This is a genomic window from Cobetia sp. 10Alg 146 (assembly GCF_029846385.1).
Lineage (GTDB): Bacteria > Pseudomonadota > Gammaproteobacteria > Pseudomonadales > Halomonadaceae > Cobetia > Cobetia marina.
Genome location: NZ_JARWKT010000001.1, coordinates 497876 through 523711, shown reverse-complemented (window position 1 = coordinate 523711; position 25836 = coordinate 497876). Strand labels below are relative to the sequence as shown.

General features: G+C 61.9%; 20 protein-coding genes. 10 read left to right on the top strand and 10 right to left on the bottom strand.

Going from position 1 to position 25836, the window contains the following annotated elements; all coding sequences use genetic code 11:
- Positions 1-136 precede the first annotated feature (136 nt).
- Positions 137-1546, bottom strand: a complete 1410-nt coding sequence (locus QD172_RS02230; RefSeq protein ID WP_279854763.1) for an NAD(P)/FAD-dependent oxidoreductase — start codon at positions 1544-1546, stop codon at positions 137-139.
- Between the two features lie 901 nt (positions 1547-2447).
- On the opposite strand from QD172_RS02230, the gene arfA reads away from it, so the two are divergent.
- The gene (gene arfA / locus QD172_RS02225) at positions 2448-2627 is read left to right on the top strand and encodes an alternative ribosome rescue factor ArfA (protein ID WP_077371234.1); all 180 of its coding nucleotides are present in this window, start codon (positions 2448-2450) and stop codon (positions 2625-2627) included.
- 111 nt (positions 2628-2738) lie between these two features.
- Here arfA and QD172_RS02220 read toward each other — a convergent pair whose 3' ends face one another.
- The gene (locus tag QD172_RS02220; protein ID WP_279854762.1) at positions 2739-3950 is read right to left on the bottom strand and encodes an oxidoreductase; all 1212 of its coding nucleotides are present in this window, start codon (positions 3948-3950) and stop codon (positions 2739-2741) included.
- Positions 3951-4068: 118 nt separating this feature from the next.
- On the opposite strand from QD172_RS02220, the gene QD172_RS02215 reads away from it, so the two are divergent.
- Together QD172_RS02215 and QD172_RS02210 are read left to right on the top strand one after the other, a co-directional pair.
- The gene (locus QD172_RS02215) at positions 4069-4962 is read left to right on the top strand and encodes a LysR family transcriptional regulator (RefSeq protein ID WP_279854761.1); all 894 of its coding nucleotides are present in this window, start codon (positions 4069-4071) and stop codon (positions 4960-4962) included.
- 100 nt (positions 4963-5062) lie between these two features.
- On the top strand, positions 5063-5872 hold the full coding sequence (locus QD172_RS02210; RefSeq protein ID WP_279854760.1) for an NYN domain-containing protein: 810 nt from the start codon (positions 5063-5065) through the stop codon (positions 5870-5872).
- A 144-nt stretch (positions 5873-6016) separates the two neighbouring features.
- On the opposite strand, the gene QD172_RS02205 is transcribed toward QD172_RS02210, so the two are convergent.
- Positions 6017-7129, bottom strand: coding sequence for a CNNM domain-containing protein (locus tag QD172_RS02205; protein ID WP_084208453.1), 1113 nt, complete (start codon positions 7127-7129; stop codon positions 6017-6019).
- A 519-nt stretch (positions 7130-7648) separates the two neighbouring features.
- Here QD172_RS02205 and QD172_RS02200 point away from each other — a divergent pair.
- Positions 7649-8662, top strand: coding sequence for a helix-turn-helix transcriptional regulator (locus tag QD172_RS02200; RefSeq protein WP_279854758.1), 1014 nt, complete (start codon positions 7649-7651; stop codon positions 8660-8662).
- Between the two features lie 134 nt (positions 8663-8796).
- Here QD172_RS02200 and QD172_RS02195 read toward each other — a convergent pair whose 3' ends face one another.
- The 3 genes from QD172_RS02195 to QD172_RS02185 all read right to left on the bottom strand — a co-directional run bounded on the left by QD172_RS02195 (position 8797) and on the right by QD172_RS02185 (position 13311).
- Positions 8797-10776, bottom strand: a complete 1980-nt coding sequence (locus QD172_RS02195) for a tripartite tricarboxylate transporter permease (RefSeq protein ID WP_279854757.1) — start codon at positions 10774-10776, stop codon at positions 8797-8799.
- Positions 10777-10855: 79 nt separating this feature from the next.
- Positions 10856-11989 carry a tricarboxylate transporter gene (locus QD172_RS02190; protein ID WP_279854756.1) on the bottom strand — a complete coding sequence of 378 codons (1134 nt, stop codon included), beginning with the start codon at positions 11987-11989 and terminating at the stop codon, positions 10856-10858.
- A 206-nt stretch (positions 11990-12195) separates the two neighbouring features.
- A complete protein-coding gene (locus tag QD172_RS02185) occupies positions 12196-13311 on the bottom strand; it encodes a 4-oxalomesaconate tautomerase (protein WP_279854755.1) in 1116 nt (371 codons plus the stop codon).
- A 134-nt stretch (positions 13312-13445) separates the two neighbouring features.
- Between QD172_RS02185 and QD172_RS02180 the strand changes: the two genes are divergently transcribed.
- Both QD172_RS02180 and QD172_RS02175 read left to right on the top strand, forming a co-directional pair.
- The gene (locus tag QD172_RS02180; RefSeq protein WP_279854754.1) at positions 13446-14336 is read left to right on the top strand and encodes a LysR family transcriptional regulator; all 891 of its coding nucleotides are present in this window, start codon (positions 13446-13448) and stop codon (positions 14334-14336) included.
- A 267-nt stretch (positions 14337-14603) separates the two neighbouring features.
- Positions 14604-16436: a dipeptidase gene (locus QD172_RS02175; protein ID WP_279854753.1), complete on the top strand. Its 1833-nt coding sequence runs from the start codon at positions 14604-14606 to the stop codon at positions 16434-16436.
- A gap of 191 nt (positions 16437-16627) precedes the next feature.
- Here the strand turns inward: QD172_RS02175 and QD172_RS02170 are convergent, their stop codons facing one another.
- Positions 16628-18076: an amidase gene (locus QD172_RS02170; protein WP_279854752.1), complete on the bottom strand. Its 1449-nt coding sequence runs from the start codon at positions 18074-18076 to the stop codon at positions 16628-16630.
- 275 nt (positions 18077-18351) lie between these two features.
- Between QD172_RS02170 and QD172_RS02165 the strand changes: the two genes are divergently transcribed.
- The gene (locus QD172_RS02165; RefSeq protein ID WP_077371330.1) at positions 18352-18546 is read left to right on the top strand and encodes a DUF3008 family protein; all 195 of its coding nucleotides are present in this window, start codon (positions 18352-18354) and stop codon (positions 18544-18546) included.
- Positions 18547-18743: 197 nt separating this feature from the next.
- Here QD172_RS02165 and QD172_RS02160 read toward each other — a convergent pair whose 3' ends face one another.
- Complete coding sequence (locus QD172_RS02160) at positions 18744-19535, bottom strand: OBAP family protein (RefSeq protein WP_279854751.1); 792 nt, start codon at positions 19533-19535, stop codon at positions 18744-18746.
- A 262-nt stretch (positions 19536-19797) separates the two neighbouring features.
- On the opposite strand from QD172_RS02160, the gene QD172_RS02155 reads away from it, so the two are divergent.
- Both QD172_RS02155 and QD172_RS02150 read left to right on the top strand, forming a co-directional pair.
- Positions 19798-20526, top strand: a complete 729-nt coding sequence (locus tag QD172_RS02155; protein ID WP_176494099.1) for an HAD family phosphatase — start codon at positions 19798-19800, stop codon at positions 20524-20526.
- A gap of 230 nt (positions 20527-20756) precedes the next feature.
- A complete protein-coding gene (locus QD172_RS02150) occupies positions 20757-21794 on the top strand; it encodes a capsular polysaccharide synthesis protein (RefSeq protein ID WP_279854750.1) in 1038 nt (345 codons plus the stop codon).
- Positions 21795-22063: 269 nt separating this feature from the next.
- On the opposite strand, the gene QD172_RS02145 is transcribed toward QD172_RS02150, so the two are convergent.
- Positions 22064-22495, bottom strand: coding sequence for a hypothetical protein (locus tag QD172_RS02145; RefSeq protein ID WP_279854749.1), 432 nt, complete (start codon positions 22493-22495; stop codon positions 22064-22066).
- 389 nt (positions 22496-22884) lie between these two features.
- On the opposite strand from QD172_RS02145, the gene QD172_RS02140 reads away from it, so the two are divergent.
- Positions 22885-24516 carry a BCCT family transporter gene (locus QD172_RS02140; protein ID WP_077371258.1) on the top strand — a complete coding sequence of 544 codons (1632 nt, stop codon included), beginning with the start codon at positions 22885-22887 and terminating at the stop codon, positions 24514-24516.
- Positions 24517-24618: 102 nt separating this feature from the next.
- Here QD172_RS02140 and QD172_RS02135 read toward each other — a convergent pair whose 3' ends face one another.
- Positions 24619-25629 carry an LLM class flavin-dependent oxidoreductase gene (locus QD172_RS02135; RefSeq protein ID WP_191237162.1) on the bottom strand — a complete coding sequence of 337 codons (1011 nt, stop codon included), beginning with the start codon at positions 25627-25629 and terminating at the stop codon, positions 24619-24621.
- Positions 25630-25836 lie beyond the last annotated feature (207 nt).

The window sequence follows — 25836 nt, the reverse complement described above, 5'->3', positions numbered from 1 at the left end:
ATCGGGGCCTTCTTGCTCCGCAACCACAGAATGCACAACGCCGCGAAGCCATGCTTCGCGGCGTTGTGCATTCTGTGGGCCGACGTCACATGTCAGGTGACACAAGGCTGTCAGTCAATCAGATCCTGTCCGTCACTCAGACCTTGTCAGTCGCGAGGGAGCGTTCGGCGGCTGTCTGACTGCCTGCCTGGCGGGTGTCGCGTTCGGGCTGCGCCAGGAAGGCTTCCAGCGAATCATCCATCGCGTCGAGCCAGGGCGTGTGATGGCGTGGGGCCAGGGTGCCGGTCATCAGCGAGCGATAGGAGTAGTCACGGAAGGTCATGATGTTCTCGTGCTTGTGGTGCTCCCACTCGAGGAAGGTGCGATTGACGCCGTCGATATCGAAGCTCGGATAATCCGTCTTGGAAATCAGTGACTTCACGTAATCGCCCTGGAAGCGGATCATCGATTCATCGCTGTCTAACGTCTCTTCCCGGTCACGCCATGCCTGACTGTCTGCCTGCATGGCCTCGCGGCTGGGCAGCGCGATCTCACCGAGAATCACGTCACGCACCCACCATGCCTGGGCATCGAACATGTTGAAGGTGTACCACTGATCCTGCATGCCGAGATAGAACAGGCGCGGATTGGCTTCCCAGGCAGCGCCCTTGTAGAGACCGAGCGGCCACATGCGGTTGGCTGTCTTGAGGCGCAGCGGTTCATCGAGGAACGGGAAGTGATGGAGGTAGCCGGTGCACAGGATGATGGCATCGATCTTCTTGTGGGTGCCATCGCGGAAGTAGGCGGTGTCGCGGTCCACTTTCTGCAACAGCGGCTTCTCTTCCCAGTTCTCCGGCCAGGCAAAGCCCATCGGGGCGGTGCGATAGCTGGTGGTGATGCTGCGAGCGCCATACTTGTAGCACTGTGAACCGATATCTTCGGCAGAGTAGCTGCTGCCGATCAGCAGCAGGTCCTTGCCCTTGAACTCCAGCGCATCGCGGAAGTCATGTGCATGCAGAATACGGCCATTGAACTCCGAGAACCCCGGGAATTCGGGCACGTTGGGGGTAGAGAAGTGTCCCGATGCTACGATGACGTGGTCAAACTGCTCCTGAACGACCGTGTCCGACTGCTGGTCATGGACGCTGACGGTGAACTGCTCGCGGGTATCGTCAAAGCTGACGTGGCGCACCGGGCAATTGAAGCGAATGAACTTGCGCACGCCCGCCTTCTCGACCCGACCCTTGAGGTAATCGAAGATGACCGCGCGAGGCGGGTATGAGGCGATGGGGTGGCCGAAGTGCTCCTCGAAGGAATAATCCGCGAACTCCAGACATTCCTTGGGGCCGTTGGACCACAGGTAGCGATACATGCTGCCGTGGACGGGTTCACCATTTTGATCAAGACCGGTGCGCCAGCTGTAATTCCACAGGCCGCCCCAGTCGCTCTGCTTTTCAAAACAGACTATCTCGGGAATGTCGATACCCTTGTCAGCGGCAGATTGAAAGGCGCGCAGCTGTGCCAGGCCACTCGGCCCTGCGCCAATGATCGCAATGCGTTTTGTCATGGGTATTTCCTGTTGAGACTGTAATGAGACGTCGTGTTCCGTGAACCCCGCGTTGCGGGATGTCGTGTTGACCAGGTGCTTTTTCCTCTGTAGTGGATCGCGATAATAATGAGCATTATCCAGCGCTTGGGTGGCCTGGAAAGGTAAGGAATCCAGTTGACTGGCCACCTGTAATTTCGCTGAGCCTGAGCACGGAAGGCGTATTTTTTATTGCCTTGAGAGCCATCTACGGCTCGCGGAACGTGAGGCATCCTCGCAGAAATGATGCGTCATCTCAAATGTGAGGTGTTGATTCTGAGTGCATGAAGTGTACACGATCATGAGAGTGTTTAGGCTTTAGTGGCAAGATCCTTGTGGATTGTGTCTTTCTCCAGAATGGCCAGGATGAAGGATGTGGTTTATCGGCTCATGGTTGGTGTAGTTATTTGGTAAATTGTTGATTTTCAGTATCTTTTTTATGTCGTGGTGGATTTCTATGGCGTTGTCTGGCGTGTTTTTCTGTGTAGAAAAAAGAAGATTTCCGTGTTGCAATGCCGCTTGGGAGGTGGATGATTTTCTGTCTCTTCAATGCGTAATTTGTCAAGCGGTTGGTGGGATAAAATATCCTCTTTGTCAAGCAGGTTGGCGCTCGTGATTTTGAGGTGTGGAGTAAATAAGGGTGTGAGAAGGATGTGAGCGTAGTGTCGGAGTAGTGAGTGGCGTGAGAATGGAGAAAGAACAGAAATCAGAAAGGAAAAGGGTGCCAGATTATCGAATGATCCTCGCTGGAGGATTTTCTAGAGGATCTGCGGGGCTATTCACTCACCAGACCAGCGACGAGGGGTAAGCGGAGGTTGATCACTCTGCATGGCGAAAGGGCGTATACTGGGCCGGTGACAGAGAGGCCACAGGAGAAGACACCATGACTCACAAGCGCAAGGTGCAGGACAACGCCCTCAAGGCAGTGCTGCGTACCCCGATGTTCAAGCAGCGTGTCGTGAAGGCGCGCAAGGGCAAGGGCAGCTACCAGCGCAATGGCAAGCAACAAGGGGGTAGCGGTGGCAGTGAGGCTCCTTCAGTCGGTGTGTATTGCGCCGCTTGAAGAAGCCTCATTGCCGCCTCTGAAGGGAGCCCCTGTCTAAGGCGCTGGTCACACGAACGCCGCAGCATCAGCGCTGCGGCGTTCGTGTATCTGGCCACTTCGAGAAGCGGCTCAGTCGCGGAGACAGTCGGCGAAGTGCGCGTTCCAGGTCTCGGCGCGTGCGGCGTCGCGCGCTTCATAGTCGGCCAGCACCGTCTCCAGTTCGCCCAGTGATTCCTGCTCACGGTCCTCGCCCAGCTGGGTCAGGCGCAGCGTATACCAGGCGGTCACCCCACCTTCCGGCGGCGCGCTGAAACGCGGGAACTCTGGCGCGGGGCATTCTCCCGCTCGCCATAGCGTGGGCAGTGACGGGTGCAGCGCCAGTGGGCGGGCCAGGCCGACGAAGTCGACGGCGCCTTGTGCCACGGCGTCTTCGGCCTGCGCCAGAGTCTTGAAGCCGCCGGTTGCCATCAAGGGCAGGGACGTCACCGCGCGTGCACGCCTGGCGAACTCGACGAAGTAGGGGCCGCTGGCACTGGCGTCCGACGCGGAGCTGGCGCCGGGGAAATAGGTGCCGCCACTGATGTCGATCAGATCGATGGGCAGCTCATCGAGCGCTGCTATCACCTGTAGCGCTTCGGCTTCCTCGAAACCGCCCTCAAGTTGATCACTCGAGTTGAGTTTCACCACCACCGGGTAGTCGTGGCCAACGGCCTCACGCATGGCAATGATCACCTCACGCATCAGCCGCATACGGTTGTCGAGGCTACCGCCGTAGTCATCCGTGCGCTGATTGAAGAGGGGAGACAGGAACTGGCTGAGCAGAAAGCCGTGTGCGGCATGTACCTGCACCCCGCCAAACCCGGCGTCACGGGCCAGGCGCGCCGTGGTTGCCATGGCGGCAGGCAAGGCCTTGATGGCCTCCAGGCTCATGGCCTCGCAACGTAGCCCGGGGATATCCAGCGCGCTGGGGCCATGTGGCGTACTGGTCGGCGGGTAGGCCATCGCGCCGGCATGGCCGAGCTGCAGCCAGAGCTCGGCTCCGTGCTGCTGGCCGCGCTGCGCCAGTTGCGTGAAGGCCGCGAGGTCGGACTGCGCATTGAGGACCAGATTGCCGGGCTTCTCGGCGTGGTGGTGGTCCGGTTGCACTTCCCCGACCAGCGCCGCCGCCACGCCGCCTTCCGCCCAGCGCTCATAGAGGCGCATCTGGGCGTCACTCGGATGCCCCGTACCATCACCGAGAGAATCCGACATCGCGGCCTTGATGAGGCGATTGGCGAGCACTCGCCCGCAAGGCAGCGTGAAGGGCGTGAACAGGGCGGAAGCGGTCGGCTGATCTATCATGGTGGCGATGTCTCTGGGCACTGAATATGGCATGGAAGGAACAGATGCCATGGTGACATGGGCAGTGTCTGGTGATAATCCGGTGTGTGAGCACAGTATCCGTGAGCCAATGGAACATATGAAAACGTATACGGATCTCGATATCTTTCATGCCGTGGTCGATGCCGGCACCTTTACGGGAGCCGCGCGACAGCTCGGCATTACCCACTCGGCGATCAGCAAGCGCATCGCGCATCTCGAGCAGCGCCTGGGCGCGCAGTTATTGATTCGCTCCACACGGCGGATGCGCCTGAGTGAAGCGGGTCAGCTCTATGCCTCGGAGACACGTGAGCTGCAGGAGCGGCTGCGCAATGTGGAGCAGGAGATCGCCGAGGGCAGTGGTGCACTCAAGGGGCGCATTCGTCTCTCGTGTTCCAATGCACTGGGGAAATTGCAGGTAATGCCGTTGCTGATGCGCTTCATGGAGCGCTATCCCGAGGTCATCGTGGACCTGACCCTGACGGATGCCGTGGTCGACCTGGTGCATGAGGGGATGGATCTGGCCATCCGCAGCACCGCAAAGCCCGAGCCCGGCCTGATCGCCAGGCGGCTGGCCACCAATCAGCGTGTCATCTGTGCATCGCCGGAGTATCTGGCAAGACATGGCACGCCGCGCTCAGTGGCGGATCTGGCGGAGCATGTCAGCCTGATCCTGAATCTCCCCGGTGGCTTCAACGCCTGGGGGCTCAGGTCACTGCCCGAGATGCGTTGCGGCTTTCTCTCCAACTCCCTGGAAACCCTGCACGCCGCCTGTCTGGGAGGGCGTGGCATTGCCTGTCTGCCGTACTACCTGATCGCCGATGACCTGGCCTCTGGGCGCTTGATCCCGCTGCTGGAAGACATTCGTGGCGACGGTGCCGATACCAGCATCTTCCTCGTCCGCCCGGAGGCGTCGATTCTGCCGCGCCGGGTGAGATTGCTGATGGATGCCTTGATCGCGGGATTTGACGCAGAGGAAGCTCAGCGTACGTGAGTAAACGACGATTTACCGAGTGATTGTCTTGCAGGATTCATGACATATTGACCCAAGGAGCGACCTTGAGACTCCTGTGACGTAGATCATGGAGCGAGACATGTCACCAACGGGAAAAGATCGATTTGCGGTACTGATTGATGCAGACAATGCCCAGGCAGCCGTCTGTGAGGAATTGCTGGCGGAGATCGCGAAACTGGGAATCGCCAGTATCAAGCGCGCCTATGGGGACTGGACTACCTCCAATCTGACGCCCTGGAAGGAGCCACTTCTGCACCATGGCATTCAGCCTATCCAGCAGTTCCGTTATACCCAGGGCAAGAACGCGACAGATTCCGCCTTGATCATCGATGCCATGGATCTGTTGTATGCGGGCAATGTGGAGGGATTCTGTCTGGTGTCCTCGGACAGTGATTTCACGCGCCTGGCGACACGTCTGAGGGAAAGCGGCATGCGCGTGCATGGCTTCGGGGAAGCCAAGACCCCTCAACCCTTCGTTTCCGCCTGTGACAGTTTCCTGCATACCGAGTGTCTGCGCAGGGAGCCGGATACGCCCGCCATGGCGAAGCCCTCGAGCAAGTCGCCTGTCGTGAAGAAGCCCCCGAGCAAGCCGCCGGCCGAGACGGTCACCCTCGTCAAGCCGACCAAGGCACAGCGACAGCTGAGGTCGCATATCCTCAATGCACTGAACGAGCTGCCACAGACGGATGGCTGGACGGCCCTGTCAGCGCTGGGAAGTTACCTGAAAAAGAAGATGCCCGGCTTCACGCCGGCGGATCATGGTGCCAGCAAGCTGGGGGGAGTGATTCAGCAATTGGAGTATCTGGACAAATGGCAACGCCCTGTCAAAGGCGGTTCCGTGCATTTGTATGTCCGGAAAAAGGCCAGGGAGACGGCAAAGGCCAGCTGAATCCTCGTCATCTCACGATGCACGATGCCTTTCGACACAGAAGCCCCGTGATGGCCAGTCTCCTGTCTGGCTGTCACGGGGCTTCTGTCGTTCAGTGTGGCGGTGGTTTCACGCCTGACGCGCGCGGGGCTCGCGCAGTCCATGTCACGACTGGCCGGGCTTGGAGTCCTCCGTTGATGCCTTGTGTTCTGTCGGTGATGTGTCGTTCTGTGAAGAGCTCTCTCGGGCGTCGTCCGGTGTCGAGGGGGCGGCACCGATGCGCTTGATCCAGCGCTGGCGGGCGAAGCGACGCAGATTGGCCACGTTGTCCGTCTCGTCGATGATGTCCTCGCCGAGAATCGTCTCCATCACGTCTTCCAGCGTGATGACCCCCAGCCAGTTGCCGAGATTGTCGTAGACGACACACAGGTGCTGGCGCTCGCGCTGCATGCGAGCGAAGGCCTGTTCGACGTTGTCTTCGGCGTGCAGTTCGCTGATCGGGCGCATCAGGTCCTTGAGCGGAGTGGTGGGTTCGGCCTGATGCGCATCGGCGCGGTGGATCATGCCCAGTGTCCTTTCATCGGCGGTCATCACCGGGTAGCGGCTGAAGGGCCAGACCGTCAACTGGTCATTGAACTCGGCCACGGTCATCTCGGGGCTGACCGTCTGGCAGACAGGACGTGGCGTGAGCACATCACGCACCTTCATCTCATGCAGGTTGAGGATGTTGGTGATGACGCGTTGCTCATCATTTTCCAGCGCCTTCTTTTCCAGCCCCAGTTGTGCGAGCGCCTTAATCTCGCCACGCAGATCAATGTCATGCGAGTGCTTGCCGATCCGCGAGGTGATCATTTCCGACAGCCAGATCAGCGGCTTGAGCGAGATGACCATGATGTTGAGCACGCCGGGCAGCATCGGGGACAGCTGACGCCAGTAGGTGGCACCGATGGTCTTGGGGATGATTTCCGAGGCCACCAGGATCAGCAGCGTCATGACCGCCGAGGCAACGCCGACCCAGGCCTCGCCGAACACGACGGACACCTGTGCCCCCACGCCTGTCGCACCGACCGTATGTGCGATGGTATTGAGCGTCAGGATGGCGGCCAACGGCTTGTCGATGTTGTCCTTGAGGGTGGCCAGCGCCGCATGGCGCTTGGGGTGTTGCTCACGCAGGCTTGCCACATAGCTTGGGGAAAGCGACAGCAGCGCCGCTTCCAGCACGGAGCAGATGAACGAGATGCCGATGGCGATGGCGGCAAAGAGAATCAGCAGAAACATGCAGCGTGCTCCTTGGGTGGATAGGCCACCATTAGTGACAGATGCCCGGTGACTGTCAAACCTTTGGCGTTGATTGCCTGGCGCTTGTCATCGCGACGCACATTTGGGTGTTGGAGGCACTGTCGGGAGAGGGTGCGTGGAAGAAGGCGAGTGGAGAAGGCTAGAGGGAGAGTCGCAGCGCGAAATATGAATGAGATTGTTTTGCTTTTGAGATCTGTTGTATTTTAAAGCAGCTCTTATCAAGGGAATTTGCATAAATAAAGGTGTGAGGCAGTCAATTCCTCGATTTCTTCGATGTCATGGCACGTCGCTCGCACGCCCAGAGGCAACTCCTACCTATCCATGACTCCAGGGAATGGCGCTTTCATGCAGCAGGGCTTGAGACAGCAGGGCTTGAGACAGCAGGATGCTTCCTCCTTGCCTCCGTGCGGTGTGCGGAGGGGGGGCTGGCAGTCCGTCCGCTATGCATACAGCACCGGCTGGGTTCAGGAGATCCCGGTCTGGCCCGGAGGGCGTCTGGTGCTGTGTGATCTGACGATCCGTGACGGCTATCAGGAAGTGCATCCCTTCCATGAAGGACTCTATGTCTGCCTGATACTGGAAGGCACGCTGAGGCTGTCGGGCATGGCAGCGACGCCAACTGCCACGTGCCCGTGTCCTGAGCCCCTCTTGAGTGCAAGCGAGAAGGTCGCGGAAGAGACGCGAGTCCAGATCGATGTCACCCGGGGAGAAGGCGGCGCCTTTCGTGCCCCGATGGTGGGTTCCCCGCATGCTCTGAACGTCGGGTACTTCCCCGGGCGGCTGCGGTGTGTGGTGCTGCATATCGAGGATGAACGTCAGCAGTCCGACAACATCCTGCAGCGCTTTGCCGAGTGGGATCTGCATTCGCCCCCCTGGCCGGCTCAGCCTCGCCGGTGGCGGCCGGGGTCAGGCCTTCGTCAGCAGCTGGCGGAATGTCTGGCGCAGCGCCTCGACGGTGCAGAGCACACTCGTGAGACATGTTGTCTGCTGGAATGGCAAGGGCTGGGCCTGCAATTGCTGGGAGGTGCCTTGCGTCGCCGGCATGCTCGGCAGTGTCATGCCGGTCAGGTGTCCGAGGATCGGGTCGCTCGTGACAGGGGCGCTGACGGCCGAGCCCCGAACGCCAATCGACGAGAGAAACGGGCTCACGAGAGGCTGACGCCGGGGTACCCGGAGACATCCAGCAGTACGTGTCGGCATCTCGAGGCGGTGCGTCAGCGGTTGAAGATGGCGCCGGAGCGTCAGCATGCCTTGCCGGAACTGGCGCGGCTTGCCTGCATGAGCGCGTCGAGTCTGCGCCAGAAGTTTCGCGAGACCTATGGTTGTTCGCTGAGCCAGTATCAGCGCGAATGTCGCATGCAGCGCGCACGTCAGGCCTTGTTGCAGGGCATGAGTGTGCAGCAGGTGGCGCATCGTGTCGGCTATGCGCATGCCTGCAACTTCGCGACGGCCTACCGGCGTCATTTCGGGCTCTCGCCCCAGGCTGTGCGGGCTCGGCCCCGGGCTGACTGAGCACTGCTGGCCGTCAGCCTCTGTCATGGTCGGGCGTGAAAAGAGAACGGGCACCCTCAGGGTACCCGTTCTCTTGTGTCGTTGCCTGGTATCTCTTGCGCTGCGTTGCGTGGCTGTCTGCGGCGCGAGAGGCCTTACAGGAAGGGAATCATCGGCAGTACCACGTCATCCAGCAGTCCCGTCGGATAGTGCAGATTCATGGCCGCCTGCATCCCGAGCAGGAAGACCGCGACGCCCAGGGCGAAGAGTCCCGCGAACGCCGCTGACTTGCGTGCGACGATGAGCTGGAAGCCCAGGCAGAACAGCACGGCGGTGGAGACGAAGCCCAGCAGTGCGCTGACGCCGATCAACCCGAAGAAGCCGAGTACCACACCCACTGCCTTGAAGGCCGGTTGCTTGACGCGAATCATGCCGCGACGCCAGCCGTTGAAGACCACGGCAATCACCGAGACCAGCGTGATGAAGGCGGCCAGCGTCGGGAAGGCCTTGCCGAGTGGCATCAAATCCTTGACGTCGTAGAGCGCCCAGAGGCCGGCGAGCCCCATCAGGCCCAGCAGCAGGAAGTCGACGCCACCGAAACCGCGTGATTCCAGCACATCCTCTTCTGGGGACGGCGCGGTCTCGACCACTTCATGGGTCTGGCGACGACGCATGATCGCCTTGCGGATCACCGGCAGGAAGAAGGCCAGCAGGATCAGGCCGAGGATGATCAGCACGCCCGGACGCAGGAAGGCTTCGGCGCCGTGGAACTGCATGCTCTGATAGAAGTAGTTCTCGGCACCCGGTGCCAGCACGAAGCCGATCAGGAAGGCCGGACGCGACCAGCCTGCCGTCTTGAACAGCACGCCCAGCATGCCGATCATGCCCAGCGCGGCCCAGTCACCCAGCGAGCGGCTGGCCTGATAGGCGGCGAACAGGATCAGCACGGTGATGGCCGGCGCCAGAATGGCGAAGGGCACACGTGTCAGCTGCGCGACCGGACGCGCCAGCATCAGACACAGGCCCGCGCCCAGGATATTGGCCAGCGCCAAAGACCAGATGATGGTGTAGGTCATGTCCAGATTGGTGGTGATCATCGACACGCCCGGCTCCAGGCCCAGCAGCAACAGGCCCCCCAGGAAGACGGCGGCCGTCCCGGAGCCCGGCACCCCGAACAGCAGGGTCGGCACCATGGCGCCACAGGCACAGGCATTGTTGGCGGACTCCGGCGCGATGACGCCGCGGATGTCGCCCTTGCCGAACTGGCTCGGGTCCTTGGCGGTCTTGACTGCGAAGCCGTAGGTGATCCAGTCGACCACGGAACCCGCCAGACCCGGAATGGTGCCGATCAGGCTGCCGATCCCGGCGCAGCGCGCGACCAGCCACCTGTTCTTGACCACATCCTTGATGCCGGCAGACCAGCCCTTGCCCAGGTCCGTGTTGCCGTCCTTGGCGATGCTGCCACGTCCCAGCAGCAGCTCGACGATCTCCGGCAGGGCGAAGATGCCCAGACCCAGCACGATCAGCGGCACCCCGTCGTACAGATAATCGATATCCAGATTCATGCGGTACTCGCCGGTCGCCGGCGCGGCACCGATGGCACCGACCAGCAGGCCAAGACCACAGGCCGCCGTGCCCTTGAACAGGTTCTTGCCGGACAGCACCGCCACCATCGTCAGACCCAGCAGCGTCAACACGAACAGCTCTGCTGACGAGAAGGCCAGTACGAGGGGGCGCGCGACGAGGATGAAGCCGGTCAGGATGATGGCACCGATCACGCCCCCACACAGGGAGGACAGGAAGGCACTGGTCAGCGCACGCGCCGCCTGGCCTTTCTTGGCCAGCGGGAAGCCATCAAGCACCGTGGCCTGTGACGCGCTGGAACCGGGGATGCCCATCAGCACCGAGGCGAAGGTATCGCCGGTCGGGATGACCGCGACCATGCCCATCAGCATGCCCAGTGCATAACCGGGGTCGAGCCCGTAGAGGAACGGCAGCAGTAGCGCCATGCCGGCGATGCCGCCCAGGCCGGGGATGATGCCGACCAGCAGGCCGACGAAGATGCCGATCATCATGAACAGCAGATGCGTCAGCGTGAAGACGTGTCCAATGCTGGACAGGAGGGTGTCGATCATGGCGTTGCTCAACCTCTTGTTCTTCTCTGGTGCTTCTTGCGCTCTCCAGCGTCATGGCGCTGGAGAGCGTCAGCGGGCTTCAACGAGATTGCAGGCGAATACCGTGTCGTTCCATCAGCCAGTGCTTGACCCATTCGTGCTGGGTTTCGCTCAGTTGCATGGCGTCTTGCAACTGCGCCGCTGCCGCCTTGCCGACCATCAGGCCATAAGGACCGACCTTCACCGCCGCTTCCTTGAGGAACTCGGGGTCCTTGGCCATGTCACGTGCCGCCTGACGGTATTGCTCCAGCAGTGCTGGATCGACGCCCTTCGGCACCAGCAGCATCTTCTGCATGGCGTAACCGGAGGCGAAGAACTTGTGGAAGATCTGATAGGCCTCGTCATCGCGTGAATGGCCTTCCCGCGCCAGATACAGCTCGGAGAAGGTCGGCAGGTCCGGGAAGGACGGGTCGCGCTCGATGTGGCCTTCGTCATTCATCACGCCGAGACTGAACAGCGGCACGGCCTGGCCGGCGTCGACCAGCGGCGTGACGTTGCTCCTGTAGGCAGAGGTGGTCTGGAAATCGAGGGCGACTTCGCCACGCTCGAAGGCCAGGCGACCTTCACCACGGCTCTTCATGCCGAAGACCGGATCAACCTGGAAGTCGAGCAGATCGAACGCCATCAGCACCGGCATCTCGAGCCCGGTCGGGTTCTGGCCGGCGAACTTCACCGTCTGGGAGGCGAGGGCCTCGAGCACACTGGCGCTGTCCTTGCCCAGCGAGCTTGAGGCATAGACGACACCGCCTGTCGGGGCGGCGAGGATCGGTTCCCAGTCGGCATAGTCGTAACGCACGCGGCGATCACGCAGCATGGCCGGATACTGGGTAGAGGCCGAGGTGACGACCATCTCGTCGCCGTCATCGCCGGCACGCTTGCTGAACAGGTTGACGCCGGTGATGGAACCGCCCCCCGGCACATTGTCGATGACGACAGCCGGGTTGCCCGGCAGGTCCCTGGTCACCCAGTTGGACATGAAGCGTGCCCAGACATCGGTGCCGCCCCCGACCCCGAAGGGCACGGTCCAGGTCAGGGTGTCAGGGACTTTCGCCGCGGCGTGCACGGCGGAAGACAGCGGCAGAAGGCCCATGACGGGCAGCATGACGGCCAGGGCGGTGGTGCGGGCATGGCGCTTGAGGGCATGGCGTTTGGGCGTAGACACGATGAGGGACATGGTCTGACTCCTGATTATTGTTGGAATGCGTTGTCAATCAGTGATGCGCTAACTGCATGGCGGCGCAGAGAGGTCATTTCATTTCAATCAAATGCATTGTAAATCAATCTTCTGCAGTACTTTCGTCACGCTTGTCGAGGCGCTGTCGGCGCTGAGTCGCATGCGATCGTGACAGCCTGGCGATCCTGCACGCGCGCGGACTGCGCTCAGGCGCGTTCAGGCATTTCCAGCGAGTCCGGGAGGTTCAAGAACACCTCGCCATTCATGATCTTGCGTGCCGTGCGCAGCAGGGACACACGGCTGGGGGTCATCGGGTCGTCATCGGCGTGTTCGACCTCGACGTCCAGGAACCCGGCCGGGTGTTCGAGCTTCACCTTCTCCGCCAGAGTCCCCGGTGTCAGGGTGCCGGCGGCCAGCGCCACGCGGTTGGCCAGAGTGCCGGGGAGACTGGTCGCGACGGCCAGCGTGATGGCCCCCGTGACGGCCAGCGCGCCATGGCAGCGATGCGGCACGAAGTAGCGTGCGCACAGGGTGCCGCCCTCGGTGCGCGGAGCGGAGAGAATCACCGGCTTGGGCAGCACCGAGTCACTGACGTCGCCCATGCCCATCAATTCCCCCGCCTTGAGGCGAATCTTCTCGAGGCGTGCCATCGCGTCACGGTTGGCGTCCATCTCGGCCGGCGCTTCGTTGCCTGCCCAGCCCAGACTTGCCGCTTCGATCAGTACCACCGGCGTGGCGGAGTCGAGGCAGGTCACCTCCACGCCCTCGATCACGTCGATGACCTGACCGCTGGGCAGCAGCTTGCCTGTCTTGGCACCGACAGCGCCCAGAAAGCCCAGCTTGATGGCACTGCCGGCGCCGGGCACACCACTGATGCGCGTGTCGCCCAGGTAGGCGACGCGACCATCGGGTGTCGGGACCTGGCTATCGATCAGGGTGCCGGTGTTGAGGTTGTGAATCCGCAGCCGGGTCAGGTCACCCTTTGCCGGGATCATGCCGGTCTCGATGGCATAGGGGCCGACCGCGGCCAGCATGTTGCCGCAGTTCGGCGAGAAATCGACCTTGTCGCCCTCCACATCGACCTGGGCGAACAGATAGTCGATATCCGCTTCAGGATGCGTGGAGGGGCCGACAAGGGCGACCTTGCTGGTCAACGAATTGCCGCCGCCCAGCCCATCGATCTGCAATGCGTGGCCGGAGCCCATGACCTGGCGCAGGACTTCGCGACGGCCGTCGTCATCGGCGGGGAGGTGATCCAGACGCAGGAAGGGGCCCCGAGAGGTACCGCCACGTAGGATCATGCAAGGAAGTGAATGCATCATGTTGGAACACGCTCCTGTCTGTTTGCGCCTTTCTGAAGCATCACAGCCGATGATCTATGCATCAAATGCAAATAAAAACTATACTGTCACCATTACGCGCATTAATCCGAATAATGAATCAATAGGATAGTTGCATGCATAGATTGGAGTTTCTGGATCTGTCGGCATTTGTCGAAGTGGCCGAGAATCATTCCTTCAATGAAGCGGCGGAGCGACTGCACATCTCGCAGCCGGCCCTGTCGCGCCGTATCCAGAAACTGGAGGAAGTGCTCGGTGCAAAAGTGCTGGAGCGTACGACACGGAAAAGCCGACTGACGCCAATTGGACGTGATTTCCTGCCAAAAGCCCGCAAGTTGCTCGAAGATTACGAATCCTCTCTGGTGGGCGTTCGCGAGCTGGCCACCCACCGCAAGGGGGTGCTGACCATCGCCTGCCTGCCCACGGCAGCCTTCTACTTCCTGCCCAGCGTGGTGCGCGAGTTCAACACCGCCTACCCCGGCATCCGGATTCGCATCCTGGATGTCAGTGCCAATGAAGGGGTCGAAAGGGTGGTCTCGGGGGAGGCAGACTTTGGTATCAACATGGTCAGTGCCCACCACCCGGCAGTGGATTTCACCTCCATCTATCGTGATCCCTTCGTGTTGGCACTGCGTCGCGACCATCCGCTTGCACAGAAACAGCGCGTCGAGTGGAGCGATCTGGATGATGTGCGCCTGATCACCGTCTCGCGTGACAGCGGCAACCGCATTCTGCTCGACAACACCCTGCTGTCCGCCGGATTGCATCTGGACGGCTTCTACGAGGTCCAGCATCTCTCGACCTCGCTGGGGCTGGTCGAGAGCGGGCTTGGCGTCGCCATCCTGCCGTCGATGGCGATGCCCGGGCCGGAGCACGAGGTGCTGTGTCAGCGTGAGCTGCCCGAGCCACGCATTGATCGCACCATTGGCCTGCTGCGGCGCCGTGGGGGATCCCTGTCACCGATCGCGGAGCTGTTCATCGAGATTCTGCTCAAGCGCTGGAACTGACCACACGCAAGGGAAGGGCCCATGAGTGTCAGGCGTGCAGGGGCTGGCCAGCCCCGGCTCAATACATGAGGTGTTTATGTATAAGTTTTTTGTGTTTCACTAAAGGAACAGGTCACGGCCAGCATGTTCGACGGCGTGGCCGATGACAGCGTCTCGATGTCGCGGGATCCGCCTGATGGCGCAGGTCGGTGAGGGGCCTGCTCCCACCTCCTGCCGTCAGGCCATTGATGACGTGGATACCTGCCCAACACAAGGATGCACATGCCCATGAGTACCCGCATAGCCACTCACGCCACCTCCCGTCAGACAGCCCTTGCGCTGGGCCTGGCGCTCGGGCTTGGCAGCGCGCTGCCTGTCAGCGCAGATGAGCCGATGGCAGCCGATGACACTGGCAAGCGCGCGCCGCAGGGCGAGCACACGCTCAAGCATGAGCAGCTGGCCAGTCTGGTCGAGCAGGGGCAGGAGACACTGGCGGCAGACTTCAACGGTTTCCTCAAGCAGGTCGCGGAACGCAATCAGGAAGACAGCGCGGTTTCCGGCGCCATTGACCACTATCTGGCCGGCGAGCCGCTGGAGGGGGATGACTTCGTCAACGTCTATCGCCTGCTGGGGGTCTACAACCGACTGCAGTATGGCGATGACGTCCAGGAGCTGCTCAAGGAAATGGTCGCGATCCCGACCTTCAAGGTCGGTGAGAAACCCCAGCATGAAAACCCCGAGATCTCGCGTTTCGGTGAGTTGATCAAGGACAAGGCCGAGGCATTCGGCTTGACGTTCCGCAACGTGGATGACCGTGTCTTCGAGGTGGAGCTCAAGGGGACGGGGGAGAATGTGTTCGGCATTCTCACCCACGGGGATGTGGTGCCGGCGGACCAGGAGGGCTGGACGCTTGAGGATGGCACCCACCTGGATCCGTTCGAGGTCACCGAGATCGATGGCAAGCTGTACGGGCGTGGCACCGAGGATGACAAGGCCTCCATCGCCGCGGCGCTGTATGCCATGAAGTCTCTCAAGGAGAATGCGGTGCCGGTCAAGCGCACCATTCGCCTGATGATCGAGACGACGGAAGAGACCGGTGGTGACGGCTTCGCCTATTACAAGGCGCACAACGCGCTGCCCGAATACAACATCGTGCTGGACAGCGGCTATCCGGCAATCACCGCCGAGAATGGCTTCGGCACCATCGATGCGCGCTTCCCGCTGGCACGCGAGACACAGACGGGGCAGGCGGCGGATGCCCTGCCGGCGATCACTTCCTTCAAGGGGGGACTTGCGACCAACCAGATTCCCGAGCGCTCCGTCGCCACCTTACACGCCAGTGATGCCGCGGGCGCCAAGGCGCTCAACCACAAGCTGGAAGCGCTTGGCAGCCGTTACGTCAACGAGCACGGCAAGGATTTCAGCGTCGCCAGTGAAGTGAAGGGCGCGGACGTCATCGTCACGGTGACGGGCAAGTCGGCCCACTCATCGGCACCGGCCAATGGCGTGAATCCGGTGACACGACTGGCGGGACTGCTGGCCACCTCCGGTATCGATTTCCAGGACAGTGCCTATGAAGATGCCGTGCACTACCTGAATGACAATTACGGGCTGGATTATCACGGCAAGCTGCTGGGCATTGCCTACTCCCATGAATTCATGGGGCCGCTCAAGGTGACGCCGACCTATCTGGAGAAGGAGGACGACGCGCTGCGTGTCGCGGTCAACGTGCGGGCTCCGGCGGGCGAGAAGTCGCCTGAGGAACTCAGCCAGGTGATCAAGGAAAAGCTCACAGCCTATGCCAGGGAGCAGGGCATGGATGTGGCGCTGAACGTCGAGATTCGCGACTGGATGCTGCGTGACCCCAGTGGTGCCTGGCTCCAGACGCTGCTCAACATCTTCGGCGATACCACGGGACTCGATGCCGAACCGCGTTCCTCGGCGGGGAGCACGACCGCCAAGCTGCTGCCCAATGCGATCAACTTCGGGCCGTCGATGCCGGGCGAGACCTATACCGGGCATACCTCTGAAGAGTTCAAGCGTGTCGACAATCTGCTGCTGGACATCCAGATGTTCACCGAGATGATGGCCCGCATCGGCAATCAGGATTCGCTCAAGTAATCGGGTGAGTTCGCGGGGCCGTGGTCATGTGAATCGCCTTTTGCATGGCGTATTGAAATAGCCCTGGAAATTGCCTCTTGCCTGGGTGACAGGCAACACATGCCAACGCCCGCCACCGCCCCTGATGAAGAGGCAGTGGCGGGCGTTGTCGTCTGTGAAGGTCGCCGGTCAGCCAGTGCGGCCGCGCGACCTCACCTCGGGCGGTAGGGCTCGGCGGGGTGCGCGGTCGGGTAGGCGTCCATATAGGCGGTGGCTGCTTTCAGGAGATGGACGTCAGCGTGCCTGGCGCCTGCCAGCTGAAAGCCGACCGGCAGTCCCTGCGAAGTGAATCCGCAGGGGACCGAGGCGGCGGGTTGGCCGCTCAGATTGAAGGGGTACGAGAACGGCGCCCATTCCTCCCAGTCGTGCCATTGGCTGGCGGGCGGCACCTGATGATTCAGTGCGAAGGGGAGGACGGCGACGCTTGGCGTCAGCAGCAGAGGGTAGTCCTGATGGAAGCGCTCAAGCTGTTGGGTGAGCCGGTGCCTGGCCTCGAAGGCCTCGAACAACTCCAGCGAGGTCCAGTCGCGGGCACGCATGGCATTCTCGACCAGGCCGGGGTCGAGCTGTTCGCGCTGGCGGGCATCACAGCCTTTCCAGACCCCTAGCGACGCGGTGAACCAGATCTTGCGAAACATCTCGAGGCTTGAGTCGATGGGGGGATCGACCTCCACGATCTCGGCGCCAAGCCCTGCCAGACGCTCTGCGGCGCGTGCTACCCGACTGGCGATCCCGGGGTCGACATCGGCCTGCCCGAGGCGCGGGGAGTAGGCGATTCGCAGGCCTGTCAGTGGCGTGCCGATCTCCACGCCCCAATCCTCGGGTTGTCCGCGGGTGGCGTAGGGGTCCTGTGCATCATGACGGCCGATGACATTGAGCATGGCGGCGGCGTCGCGCGGGCTGCGGGTGAGCGGCCCGATACTGGACAGGGACGCGGCCTGGGCGGGAGGCCACTGGGCTGTCCAGCCGAAGGTGGGCTTGAAGCCGAAGACACCACTGAAGGCGGCAGGAATGCGAATTGACCCGCCGGAATCCCCGCCCTGATGCAGGACTCCCAGGTTCAGGGCGGCGGCGGTGGCCGCCCCCCCTGAAGAGCCGCCCGGGGTCAGCGCGGTATTCCAGGCATTGCCGGTGGCGCCATGCACGCGATTGTCGGTGACGGCCTTCCAGCCGAACTCGGGGGTATTGGTCTTGCCCAGCAGAATCGCGCCTGCCTCGCGCAGGCGCCGCACCGGAGGGGCGTCCTGCTGACAGGGCGTGGCCGCCGTGGTGAGCGAGCCCTCGCGCGCCGGCATGCCGGCGACATCGGTGAGATCCTTCAGCGAGATCGGGATGCCATCGAGCGGGCTCAGGGGCTTGCCCGCCTGCCAGCGCTGTCTGGCGTGATGCGCCGCCTCCAGCGCCGTGTCATGCGCGACATGCACGTAGGCGTTGACCGCCGGATTGAGTCGCTCGATACGGGCGAGCACTGCCTGTGTCACTTGCAGCGGGTCGAACTGGCCACGTTGATAGCCGCGCGACAGCTGCTCGGCGTCCAGGGTGGTCAGGTCATCCTGGGCGGAATGTGGCGTCAGGTCGAGGGGGAATTCGGCGTCGGGCATGGCGGCTCTCCTGCGGGTGAACGGGGCCTATCGATGGATGGCATATGGCGCTTGCATGGATGAGCGGTACGCTGTGGCTGGCGCATCGCAGACAAGACGTGGCCTGTTGTTCATGGCCTTGGGTCAGCGGGGCGAAACTCAAGGCTTGTCGAGGCTTGAAAAGCTCGCGGGAGAGCCGCATGGCGGTGAATGAGCATGACAGCGAGTCACCGCGTCAGGCTCGCTGGCGCCGATCATGGCGCATGAAATTCATCCAGAGTGACGGGAGGAGAGTCATGCCAGCCAAGTCCAGAGCACAGCAGATGGCAGCAGGAGCGGCGTTGGCCGCGCGCCGGGGAGAGCAGAAGGCGAGCGAGCTGGAGGGCGCGGCGCGTTCGATGTACGACTCCATGAGCGAGGAGGAACTCGAGAAGATGGCCTCCACCTCACGTGAGGGAAAACCGCGGCACGACAACCAGAGCGACGATTAGCACGACGACCAGAGCGACGACCAGAACTACAACCAGCACGACCGCCACGATCGAGGTGGTGCCGAGAAGAAGCCACCCCGAGTGGTTTGCTCAGATGACAGGGCGCCCGGCAATTGCCGGGCGCCCTGTCATGAGTGCTGTCATGAGTGCTGTCATGAGTGCTGTCATGAGTCGCGTCATTCGCTGTCGAGAGAGGGTCAGCGCTGGTCGTCCAGGCTCTCGTGAGGCGGCTGATGCGACTCGTTGTCAGGCGGTGTCGGGCCGCCATTGGCCTTCGGACTGACCTTGGGCATCGCGATATCCGCACGCTTCCGGCGGCGCTCCTCGGTGCTGATGCCCAGGCGTTCATCGCGGCGCTTCATCAGCTCCTCGTCGATCTGGCCGTCACGGGTGAAGGCCATCATCAGTTGCGGAATCCCGTAGGGGAAGTCGTCGCGGTCGATCTGCCAGGTGTGGAAGGTCTTGCCGTAGGTCGTGACCAGATCCTCGAAGTAACTGCGCTCGGCCAGTTCCGGGATGCCCGGAGCCACCAGGATGCCGGACTTCACCTCATAGTGATGGCTGTGCCAGAGCGGCTTCTCTTCTTCGGGGAGACGCTCGTAACGTTCGGCGCTGATGATGTACTCGATCCCGATCAGACGTGCGTCGCTGCGGTTGGAATCGAAGATGACGCACTGGTGGAGATCATGTTCCAGGTGGATGCAGAAATGACTGGCTTCCACCTGGCGGCCCATGTCATCGGCGTAATGGTGGAAGCCGTTGAGGTAGGTGCTCATCGCTTCCATCGGGTACTTGCGCTGCATGACCTGCGAGGCCGCGTCCAGCACCTGGTGCTTGAGCGGATGGCCACTGCTGACCTTGCGAGCACTGTTGAGACGGCGCCCCAGAAAGAAGGCGGTCGCCGCGGCCGCGCCAGCGAGCAGGCCAGTGCCGAAGCCGCGCGTGGAATGTGAGGCGTGATGGCATGGGGTGGACGTACGATGTTGCATACTTCCTCCTGCGTGGTCGTCTCGAGTAAGTGAGAATCCCTGTCACACCTTCTCATTGCAGTGCATCTTGCTTGGCGAGGTCAAGGGATGCGCGATGGTGACGTTCGGAACACGGCAATTCGTGCTCAAGGATTGCCTTGTGTCGCCTCCGCCCTCATGAATGAGGGTAATGATGACTGTCATGGCGTCATCGTTGCCCTGACAAGCCCCCTCGGGTGACAGGCCGATGCCATGCACCTCCCTTTGATTGCCTGGAGATTGAATGAAACAGCTGATATTTGATTGTGATGGAGTCCTGGTCGATAGCGAGATCATTGCCGACGGCGTGCTCAAGGAGAAGCTGCCGCTGTGGCTGCCGGATCTCGGCACGAGCGAGCAGATCGAGCATGAGCTGGATCGCTGCCTGGGGATGATGACGCGTGACATCCTGGTGGACCTGGAAGGCCGCAGTCAGCATCGCCTGCCGGCCGATGCCCTGGAGCAGGTTCGTCTGGAGGTGGATCAGCGTCTCGCCAATGGCCTCGAGGCCATGCCGGGCGTGGTGAAGACGCTCGAGTGGATTCGCGATCAGCGCCTGCCCCTGGCGGTGGTGTCCAACAGCTCCGCCTCACGCATGAAGATCAATCTCGAGAGCTCGGGACTGCGTGGCATTCTGGACGAGATCGCCGCGGCCAATGGCGACCGCGAACTGCCGATCTTCACCTCCGATGACGTCATCAACCCCAAGCCGGCGCCCGACCTCTATCTGCTCGCCCTCAAGACGCTGGGTCGTTCCGCCGAGGAATGCCTGGTGGTGGAGGATAGCCGCACGGGAATGCAGGCAGCCGTGGCTGCGGGTCTCAAGGTCGTGGGGCATCTGGGGGCCAGCCACATTCCGCCGGGCCACGCCGAGGTGCTGCGGGATACCGGCGCCTGGCAGCTCATCAAGCATTGGGAGGAATTCCCCGAACGCTGCCGGGAGGCAGGCCACCAGGTGCAGGAGCCGGCATGACACGATGCCGTCCGAGGTGAACGACTGACATTGTGCACCCGCAGGACGGCACTGGCCGGCTGTTGTAACATCGCGGGAGTGCCGTCATCGAAAAAGCGTCACAAGGGTGTCGCCACAGCGTCGCAAGCCGCTGTGCCTGATACCGTCGCGTGTCGAGATGCCGGCAGTCCTGTCCATTCATCGCTCCCTCGTGGCTTCTGGAGCTACCTCTTCGTCTTTCGGAAATCGTGATGATCAACGCCTTCATTGCCAGTGATACCTTTGAAAACAAGGGCTATTGGCTGCGCAAGCGTGTCCCCTGGTTCAGTCGTCGCTACGACGCCCATTACGGCATTGACCAGCTTGAGCCCGGCACCCCTCGGCATCAGCAAGCCTCTGCGGCGCTTGAGCATCTGCGCGCCGCGTGCGAATGCCAGACGAGTGAAGAGCAGCAGGGCGTCGAGAAGATCATCTGGATGTATTGGCACGCCCCGCTACAAGAGGCGCCGGAAGTGGTGCAGTTGAGCGTGGCATCCTGGCAGAGACAGAATCCGGATCACGAAGTGCGCCTGTTGAACGCTGACAATCTCGAGCAGGTGCTGGGCGTGGACCTCATGGCAGCGTTCGAGCTATCCACCGTCAGGCTGTCGATGGCGATGAAGACGGATGTTCTCAGACTCTATCTGTTGAGTCGCTTCGGTGGCATCTGGGCGGATGCCACGACGTTCTGCCTGGCGCCGCTCGAGATATGGTTGCCCGGCGCCACCGCCAGACATGGCGTCTTCACCTTCCGTCAGCACAAGGCGCCCAGCCGGCCCGTGGAAGCCTGGTTCATCGCCGCCCGGCAAGGGGCCCCGGTGGTCACGCGGGTTCTGGCACTGTTCGTGGAGCATCTGTTCCAGCCACGCCAGACGGCCGTGTTCGTGTCCAATCGTGCCAAGAATCACGCGAAGCTGGGGATCGGCCGTCAGCATCCCACGCTGCTGTATGCCGATTTCGTTCGGGACGCCGAGCGCCACGGTTTCATGCCGTATTTCTCGGTGGGCTACTTCTTCAACGAGAGCCTGCGTCAGCACTACACGCCTTCTCTGATCGAGGCGTTCATGGCGCTGGACAATCGCTTCGCCAGCAATGGTGCACCGTTCGAGGTGTTCGAGACGGCCGTGGTCTCCAAGCAGACCTACAAGCGAGACTATGAGCACCGTGAGTTGTTCAAGGCACGCAAGGCCCACCTGCTGGCGCTGCTGGAAAGGCATCCCGAGACAGCGCCAGAAGCGGCCGAGGTCTGAGCCTGGCCAGTGTCCATCCCTGGGTGTCTATCCTTGGGTGTCGACAGATGAGGTCAGCGGCGTCGGCGGGAGGGTGACGCGAGAGTGACGCAAGAGTGACGCGAGGGTGACGCAAGAAAGCAAGACGACAAGACAGGCCCCCGGAGTCTCTCCGGGGGCCTGTCTTGTCATGGGACGTAGCGGTGGGAGCTGGCAGCAGGAGCTGGTGGCAGAAGGGCGTGCTTGCCGGAGAGCCCCACAGAGCCTGCGAGGCGTTGGGCGTGTCATCGCTAGCGAAAGCAGATCCGCGTTCCCCAGGCCAGCAATTCCTCCTGAGTGAGGGAGCGCGACACCATGCCGATCATCTCATCCCCCCACTGATCCGCCCAGGTCAGCACGCCGTGACTGATGCCCCGCGATCTCATGAGGTCGCGTATCTCTCCCGTGCCCTTGAACCACAGGGCCTTGCCATCAAGGCGAGTCAGATCGGAAATGCCGTGGCAGTGGTGAATGCGCACCTTGTAGATGCCATCCAATGACATGACCTCGACGACCGGCACCATGCCCTGTTGCAGGGCGCGCGACAGGGAGTCGAGCGTCATGCTGGCCTCAGCCTGCCGCTCGGCAGGTGAGCTGACATGCAGTGTGTCAGGGGGCGTTGTAGGGAGGGTGGCATTCTCGGTGTTCGCCGTGTGGCGCGAGGTGGAGGCTTGAACAGGCATCGGGGATTCTCTCCGTGGCAGGTCATCTTTCTATCACTTGTGTACAAGTAATGTAGAAGTCTTTCGGCGTGTTCGCCAATGCCCGTCAGGAGCCGCCTGCCAAAAACCGCCTGTCATGAGCTGCCTGTCAGGAATCATCTGGCAAGCTTCGCCTGCCATGAATTCACACGCCGCTTTCCGACATCAGGATGATGCCCGTCATCTGCCTGCCCCTTGGCGCACCCAGCGCCGGCCAGACGCAAGTTTTCCGTCGCTAGCCCTTGAAGTTCTGGGGAATCAGAGTCATGTCTACAAGGCACTGCGAATATTCGTTGGCGATAGCGCTACTCGTTTCTCGCTGGTGCGCGATCCACCTCACCGCTGTCACAGCTAACAGGGAGTAGCGATATATGACATCTGGAGGAAAGCGCGTATTCAGCGCGTCAGTCATCATCATTCTGGGTCTGGTCGCGTTGGGGGCAGGATTCCCCACCCGTTTCGGTGAATTGGCTGATCAGGCGCTTGGCGCCGTGACCAGCATGTTCGGCTGGTTCTATCTGATTTCCGTCTTTGGTTTCGTGATCTTTCTGGTCAGCCTCGCGCTGAGCAAATACGGCAAGATCCGTCTCGGGCCGCAGGATTGCCGGCCTTCCTACAGCTTCTTTTCCTGGGTCAGCATGCTGTTGGCGGCGGGGTTCGGGGTCGGGCTGGTGTTCTACGGCATGGCAGAGCCCATGCAGCACTATCTGAAGCCTCCCTTCGGTGACATGCCGGGGGAGACGCCTGAGTCCGCGCGCTACGCCATCCAATATGCCTTCTTCAACTGGGGCGTCCATCAGTGGGCCGCCTTCTCGGTCGTCGGGCTGATCATCGCCTATTTCCAGTTCAGGAAAGGGCAGGCGGGGCTGGTCTCCTCGGTGCTGTCGTCCGTGACGGCCAAGCACCCCAAGGTGCGCCGCTACGGGCCAGTTCTGGATGTCTTCGCGGTGGTGGCCACCGTGATGGGGGTCGCGACGTCGCTGGGGCTTGGTGTGTTGCAGATGAATGGTGGTCTGCACTTCGTCTTCGGAGTGGAGGAGAGCTGGCAGTGGCAGTTCATCATCATGGGGGTGATGTTCTGTGCCTACATGGCCTCGACCTGGTCCGGGCTCGACAAGGGCATCAAGCGGCTGTCCAACCTCAACATGAGCATCTGCATCGCGCTGATGCTCTATGTGCTGTTCACCGGGCCGACGCTGGACATCCTCAAGACGATCACGCTGGGGATCGGCGATTATCTGCAGAACTTCATCGGCATGAGTCTGCGCATGTCGCCCTATGACGGCAATGACTGGAACAGTTCCTGGACCGTCTTCTACTGGGCATGGGTCATCGCCTGGTCACCCTTCGTCGGTACCTTCGTGGCGCGTGTCTCGCGGGGACGCACCATCAAGGAATATGTGGTGGGCGTGCTGATCGTGCCGCCGCTGCTGGCCTGTCTGTGGATCGGTGTCTTCGGTGGCGCGGCGCTCAACATGGAGCTGGGCGGGGATGTCGGACTGGCTGCCGCAACGGATGCCAACATCACGTCCGCGCTGTTCGAGATGTTCGATCTGATGCCCTTCAGCAATGTGCTGTCCGTTGTCGCGATATTGCTGATCTTCGTGTTCCTGGTGACGTCGGCGGATTCCGCTTCCTATATCGTGGCGCAGATGACGGACGCCGGCTCGATCAACCCGCCGCTCTACAAGCGTGTGGTCTGGGGCGTGCTGATCGCGGCCATCTGTCTGACGCTGATCTCGACGGGCGGTCTCAAGGGCCTGCAGTCGGCCTCGGTCCTCTCGGCCTTGCCCTTCACCTTCATTCTTTACGGAATGATCGTGGTGCTGGTGAAGGAGCTGCGTGCAGACCGCCGCCAGATGCTCAGCCAGCTCTATCGCCGTCATGGCGAGACACCGGTCGGTGCGGATGTCTTCGAGGCTGATAGCCTGGCCGAGGAAGACCGCATCCGTCGTGCACCGGACGTCAAGAATCGCCGAGTGAACCCGCGCGATCACCATTGAGCCGAGCCTGTGCTCTGACAGCAAGACGCCGCTCACATGTCATGTGGGCGGCGTCTTGCGTGGGGCAGGAGGGTGGGGCGTGGTGGGGAAATCCCCTTTCGGTCAACGCCTGGCGACCTCGGCGAGTATCTCGTAGCTCTTCAGACGGTCTGCATGGTCATAGAAGTCTGAGTTGAACATCAATTCGTCCGCCTGCGTCACTTCCAGCAAGTGCTCGAGTTCGCGGTGAATGCGCTCAGGCCCACCGATGATGGCGGCTGCCAGATTCTGGCCGACCATGGCTTCCTCCCGCGCTGACCAGTCCAGCGTCTCGCGGGGTGGCAGGGCGCGCGTGCTCTCACCGCGGATCAGGTTCAGGAACTTCTGTTGCTGGGTGCTGGCCAGGAAGTGGGCGCGTTCATCGCTCTCGGCGGCGATCAACGGCAGGCCGAGCATCACGTAGGGCGCGTCCAGCACCGCGGAGGGCGTGAAGTTCTCACGATAGAGCCGGATGGCCTCCAGCATGTAGCCGGGCGCGAACTGGCCGGCGAAGGCGAAGGGCAGTCCCTTCTCGGCCGCCAGGCGTGCACTGAAATCACTCGACCCCAACAGCCACAGGGGCACATGCGTGCCTTGGCCCGGCATGGCCTTGACGCGCTGAGCGGGGGAGGCCTCGCCCAGGTACTGCTCAAGCTCGGCCAGCCGCTGAGGGAAGTCGTGCACGCCGGCGGAGGGATCGCGGCGCATCGCCTGCATGGTGATGCCATCGGAGCCCGGCGCTCGCCCGAGTCCCAGGTCGATGCGGTCAGGATAGAGCGTGGCCAGGGTACCGAACTGCTCGGCCACCACCAGAGGGGGATGGTTGGGCAGCATGATGCCGCCGGAGCCGACTCTCAGACGTGATGTCTTGCCGGCGACATGGCCGATCAGCACTGATGTCGCGGCACTGGCGATCCCATCGATGTTGTGATGCTCTGCCAGCCACAGGCGATGAAAGCCCAGCGCTTCGACATGCTGGGCGAGGCTGACGCTATTGTGGAAGGTTTCGGCAACACTGCCGGTGTCTCGGATGGGGGCAAGGTCCAGCACCGAGAGCGGTATCCTGCCCAGTCGTGAGGTGGATGCTGTCGTCATGTTCGCTCCTGAAATCGCGTTGCCGTGCAGAGGCAGTCAGAGGATCGCGGCCCATCAGGGTGCGTCTGACCGCTCTGCTGGATTGCGCCCAGCATAGTGGACAGGCGAGTGTCTGGCAGCGCCTCATCCTTCATTTCACTGTTTCTGATATGGCATGCATGGGAGATGTCTCAGGCATGCCGGGAGCCGAGCACGGCGACGAGGGAC

Excerpts from the sequence above, each read along its gene's own strand:
- QD172_RS02180 (WP_279854754.1), top strand. The coding sequence starts at position 13,446 with ATGCATAGATTGGAGTTTCTGGATCTGTCGGCATTTGTCGAAGTGGCC.
- QD172_RS02170 (WP_279854752.1), bottom strand. The coding sequence starts at position 18,076 with ATGCCCGACGCCGAATTCCCCCTCGACCTGACGCCACATTCCGCCCAG.
- QD172_RS02150 (WP_279854750.1), top strand. The coding sequence starts at position 20,757 with ATGATCAACGCCTTCATTGCCAGTGATACCTTTGAAAACAAGGGCTAT.
- QD172_RS02175 (WP_279854753.1), top strand. The coding sequence starts at position 14,604 with ATGAGTACCCGCATAGCCACTCACGCCACCTCCCGTCAGACAGCCCTT.
- QD172_RS02220 (WP_279854762.1), bottom strand. The coding sequence starts at position 3,950 with ATGATAGATCAGCCGACCGCTTCCGCCCTGTTCACGCCCTTCACGCTG.
- QD172_RS02215 (WP_279854761.1), top strand. The coding sequence starts at position 4,069 with ATGAAAACGTATACGGATCTCGATATCTTTCATGCCGTGGTCGATGCC.
- QD172_RS02145 (WP_279854749.1), bottom strand. The coding sequence starts at position 22,495 with ATGCCTGTTCAAGCCTCCACCTCGCGCCACACGGCGAACACCGAGAAT.
- QD172_RS02185 (WP_279854755.1), bottom strand. The coding sequence starts at position 13,311 with ATGATGCATTCACTTCCTTGCATGATCCTACGTGGCGGTACCTCTCGG.
- QD172_RS02140 (WP_077371258.1), top strand. The coding sequence starts at position 22,885 with ATGACATCTGGAGGAAAGCGCGTATTCAGCGCGTCAGTCATCATCATT.
- QD172_RS02190 (WP_279854756.1), bottom strand. The coding sequence starts at position 11,989 with ATGTCCCTCATCGTGTCTACGCCCAAACGCCATGCCCTCAAGCGCCAT.
- QD172_RS02230 (WP_279854763.1), bottom strand. The coding sequence starts at position 1,546 with ATGACAAAACGCATTGCGATCATTGGCGCAGGGCCGAGTGGCCTGGCA.
- QD172_RS02160 (WP_279854751.1), bottom strand. The coding sequence starts at position 19,535 with ATGCAACATCGTACGTCCACCCCATGCCATCACGCCTCACATTCCACG.
- QD172_RS02165 (WP_077371330.1), top strand. The coding sequence starts at position 18,352 with ATGCCAGCCAAGTCCAGAGCACAGCAGATGGCAGCAGGAGCGGCGTTG.
- arfA (WP_077371234.1), top strand. The coding sequence starts at position 2,448 with ATGACTCACAAGCGCAAGGTGCAGGACAACGCCCTCAAGGCAGTGCTG.
- QD172_RS02195 (WP_279854757.1), bottom strand. The coding sequence starts at position 10,776 with ATGATCGACACCCTCCTGTCCAGCATTGGACACGTCTTCACGCTGACG.
- QD172_RS02155 (WP_176494099.1), top strand. The coding sequence starts at position 19,798 with ATGAAACAGCTGATATTTGATTGTGATGGAGTCCTGGTCGATAGCGAG.
- QD172_RS02210 (WP_279854760.1), top strand. The coding sequence starts at position 5,063 with ATGTCACCAACGGGAAAAGATCGATTTGCGGTACTGATTGATGCAGAC.
- QD172_RS02135 (WP_191237162.1), bottom strand. The coding sequence starts at position 25,629 with ATGACGACAGCATCCACCTCACGACTGGGCAGGATACCGCTCTCGGTG.
- QD172_RS02205 (WP_084208453.1), bottom strand. The coding sequence starts at position 7,129 with ATGTTTCTGCTGATTCTCTTTGCCGCCATCGCCATCGGCATCTCGTTC.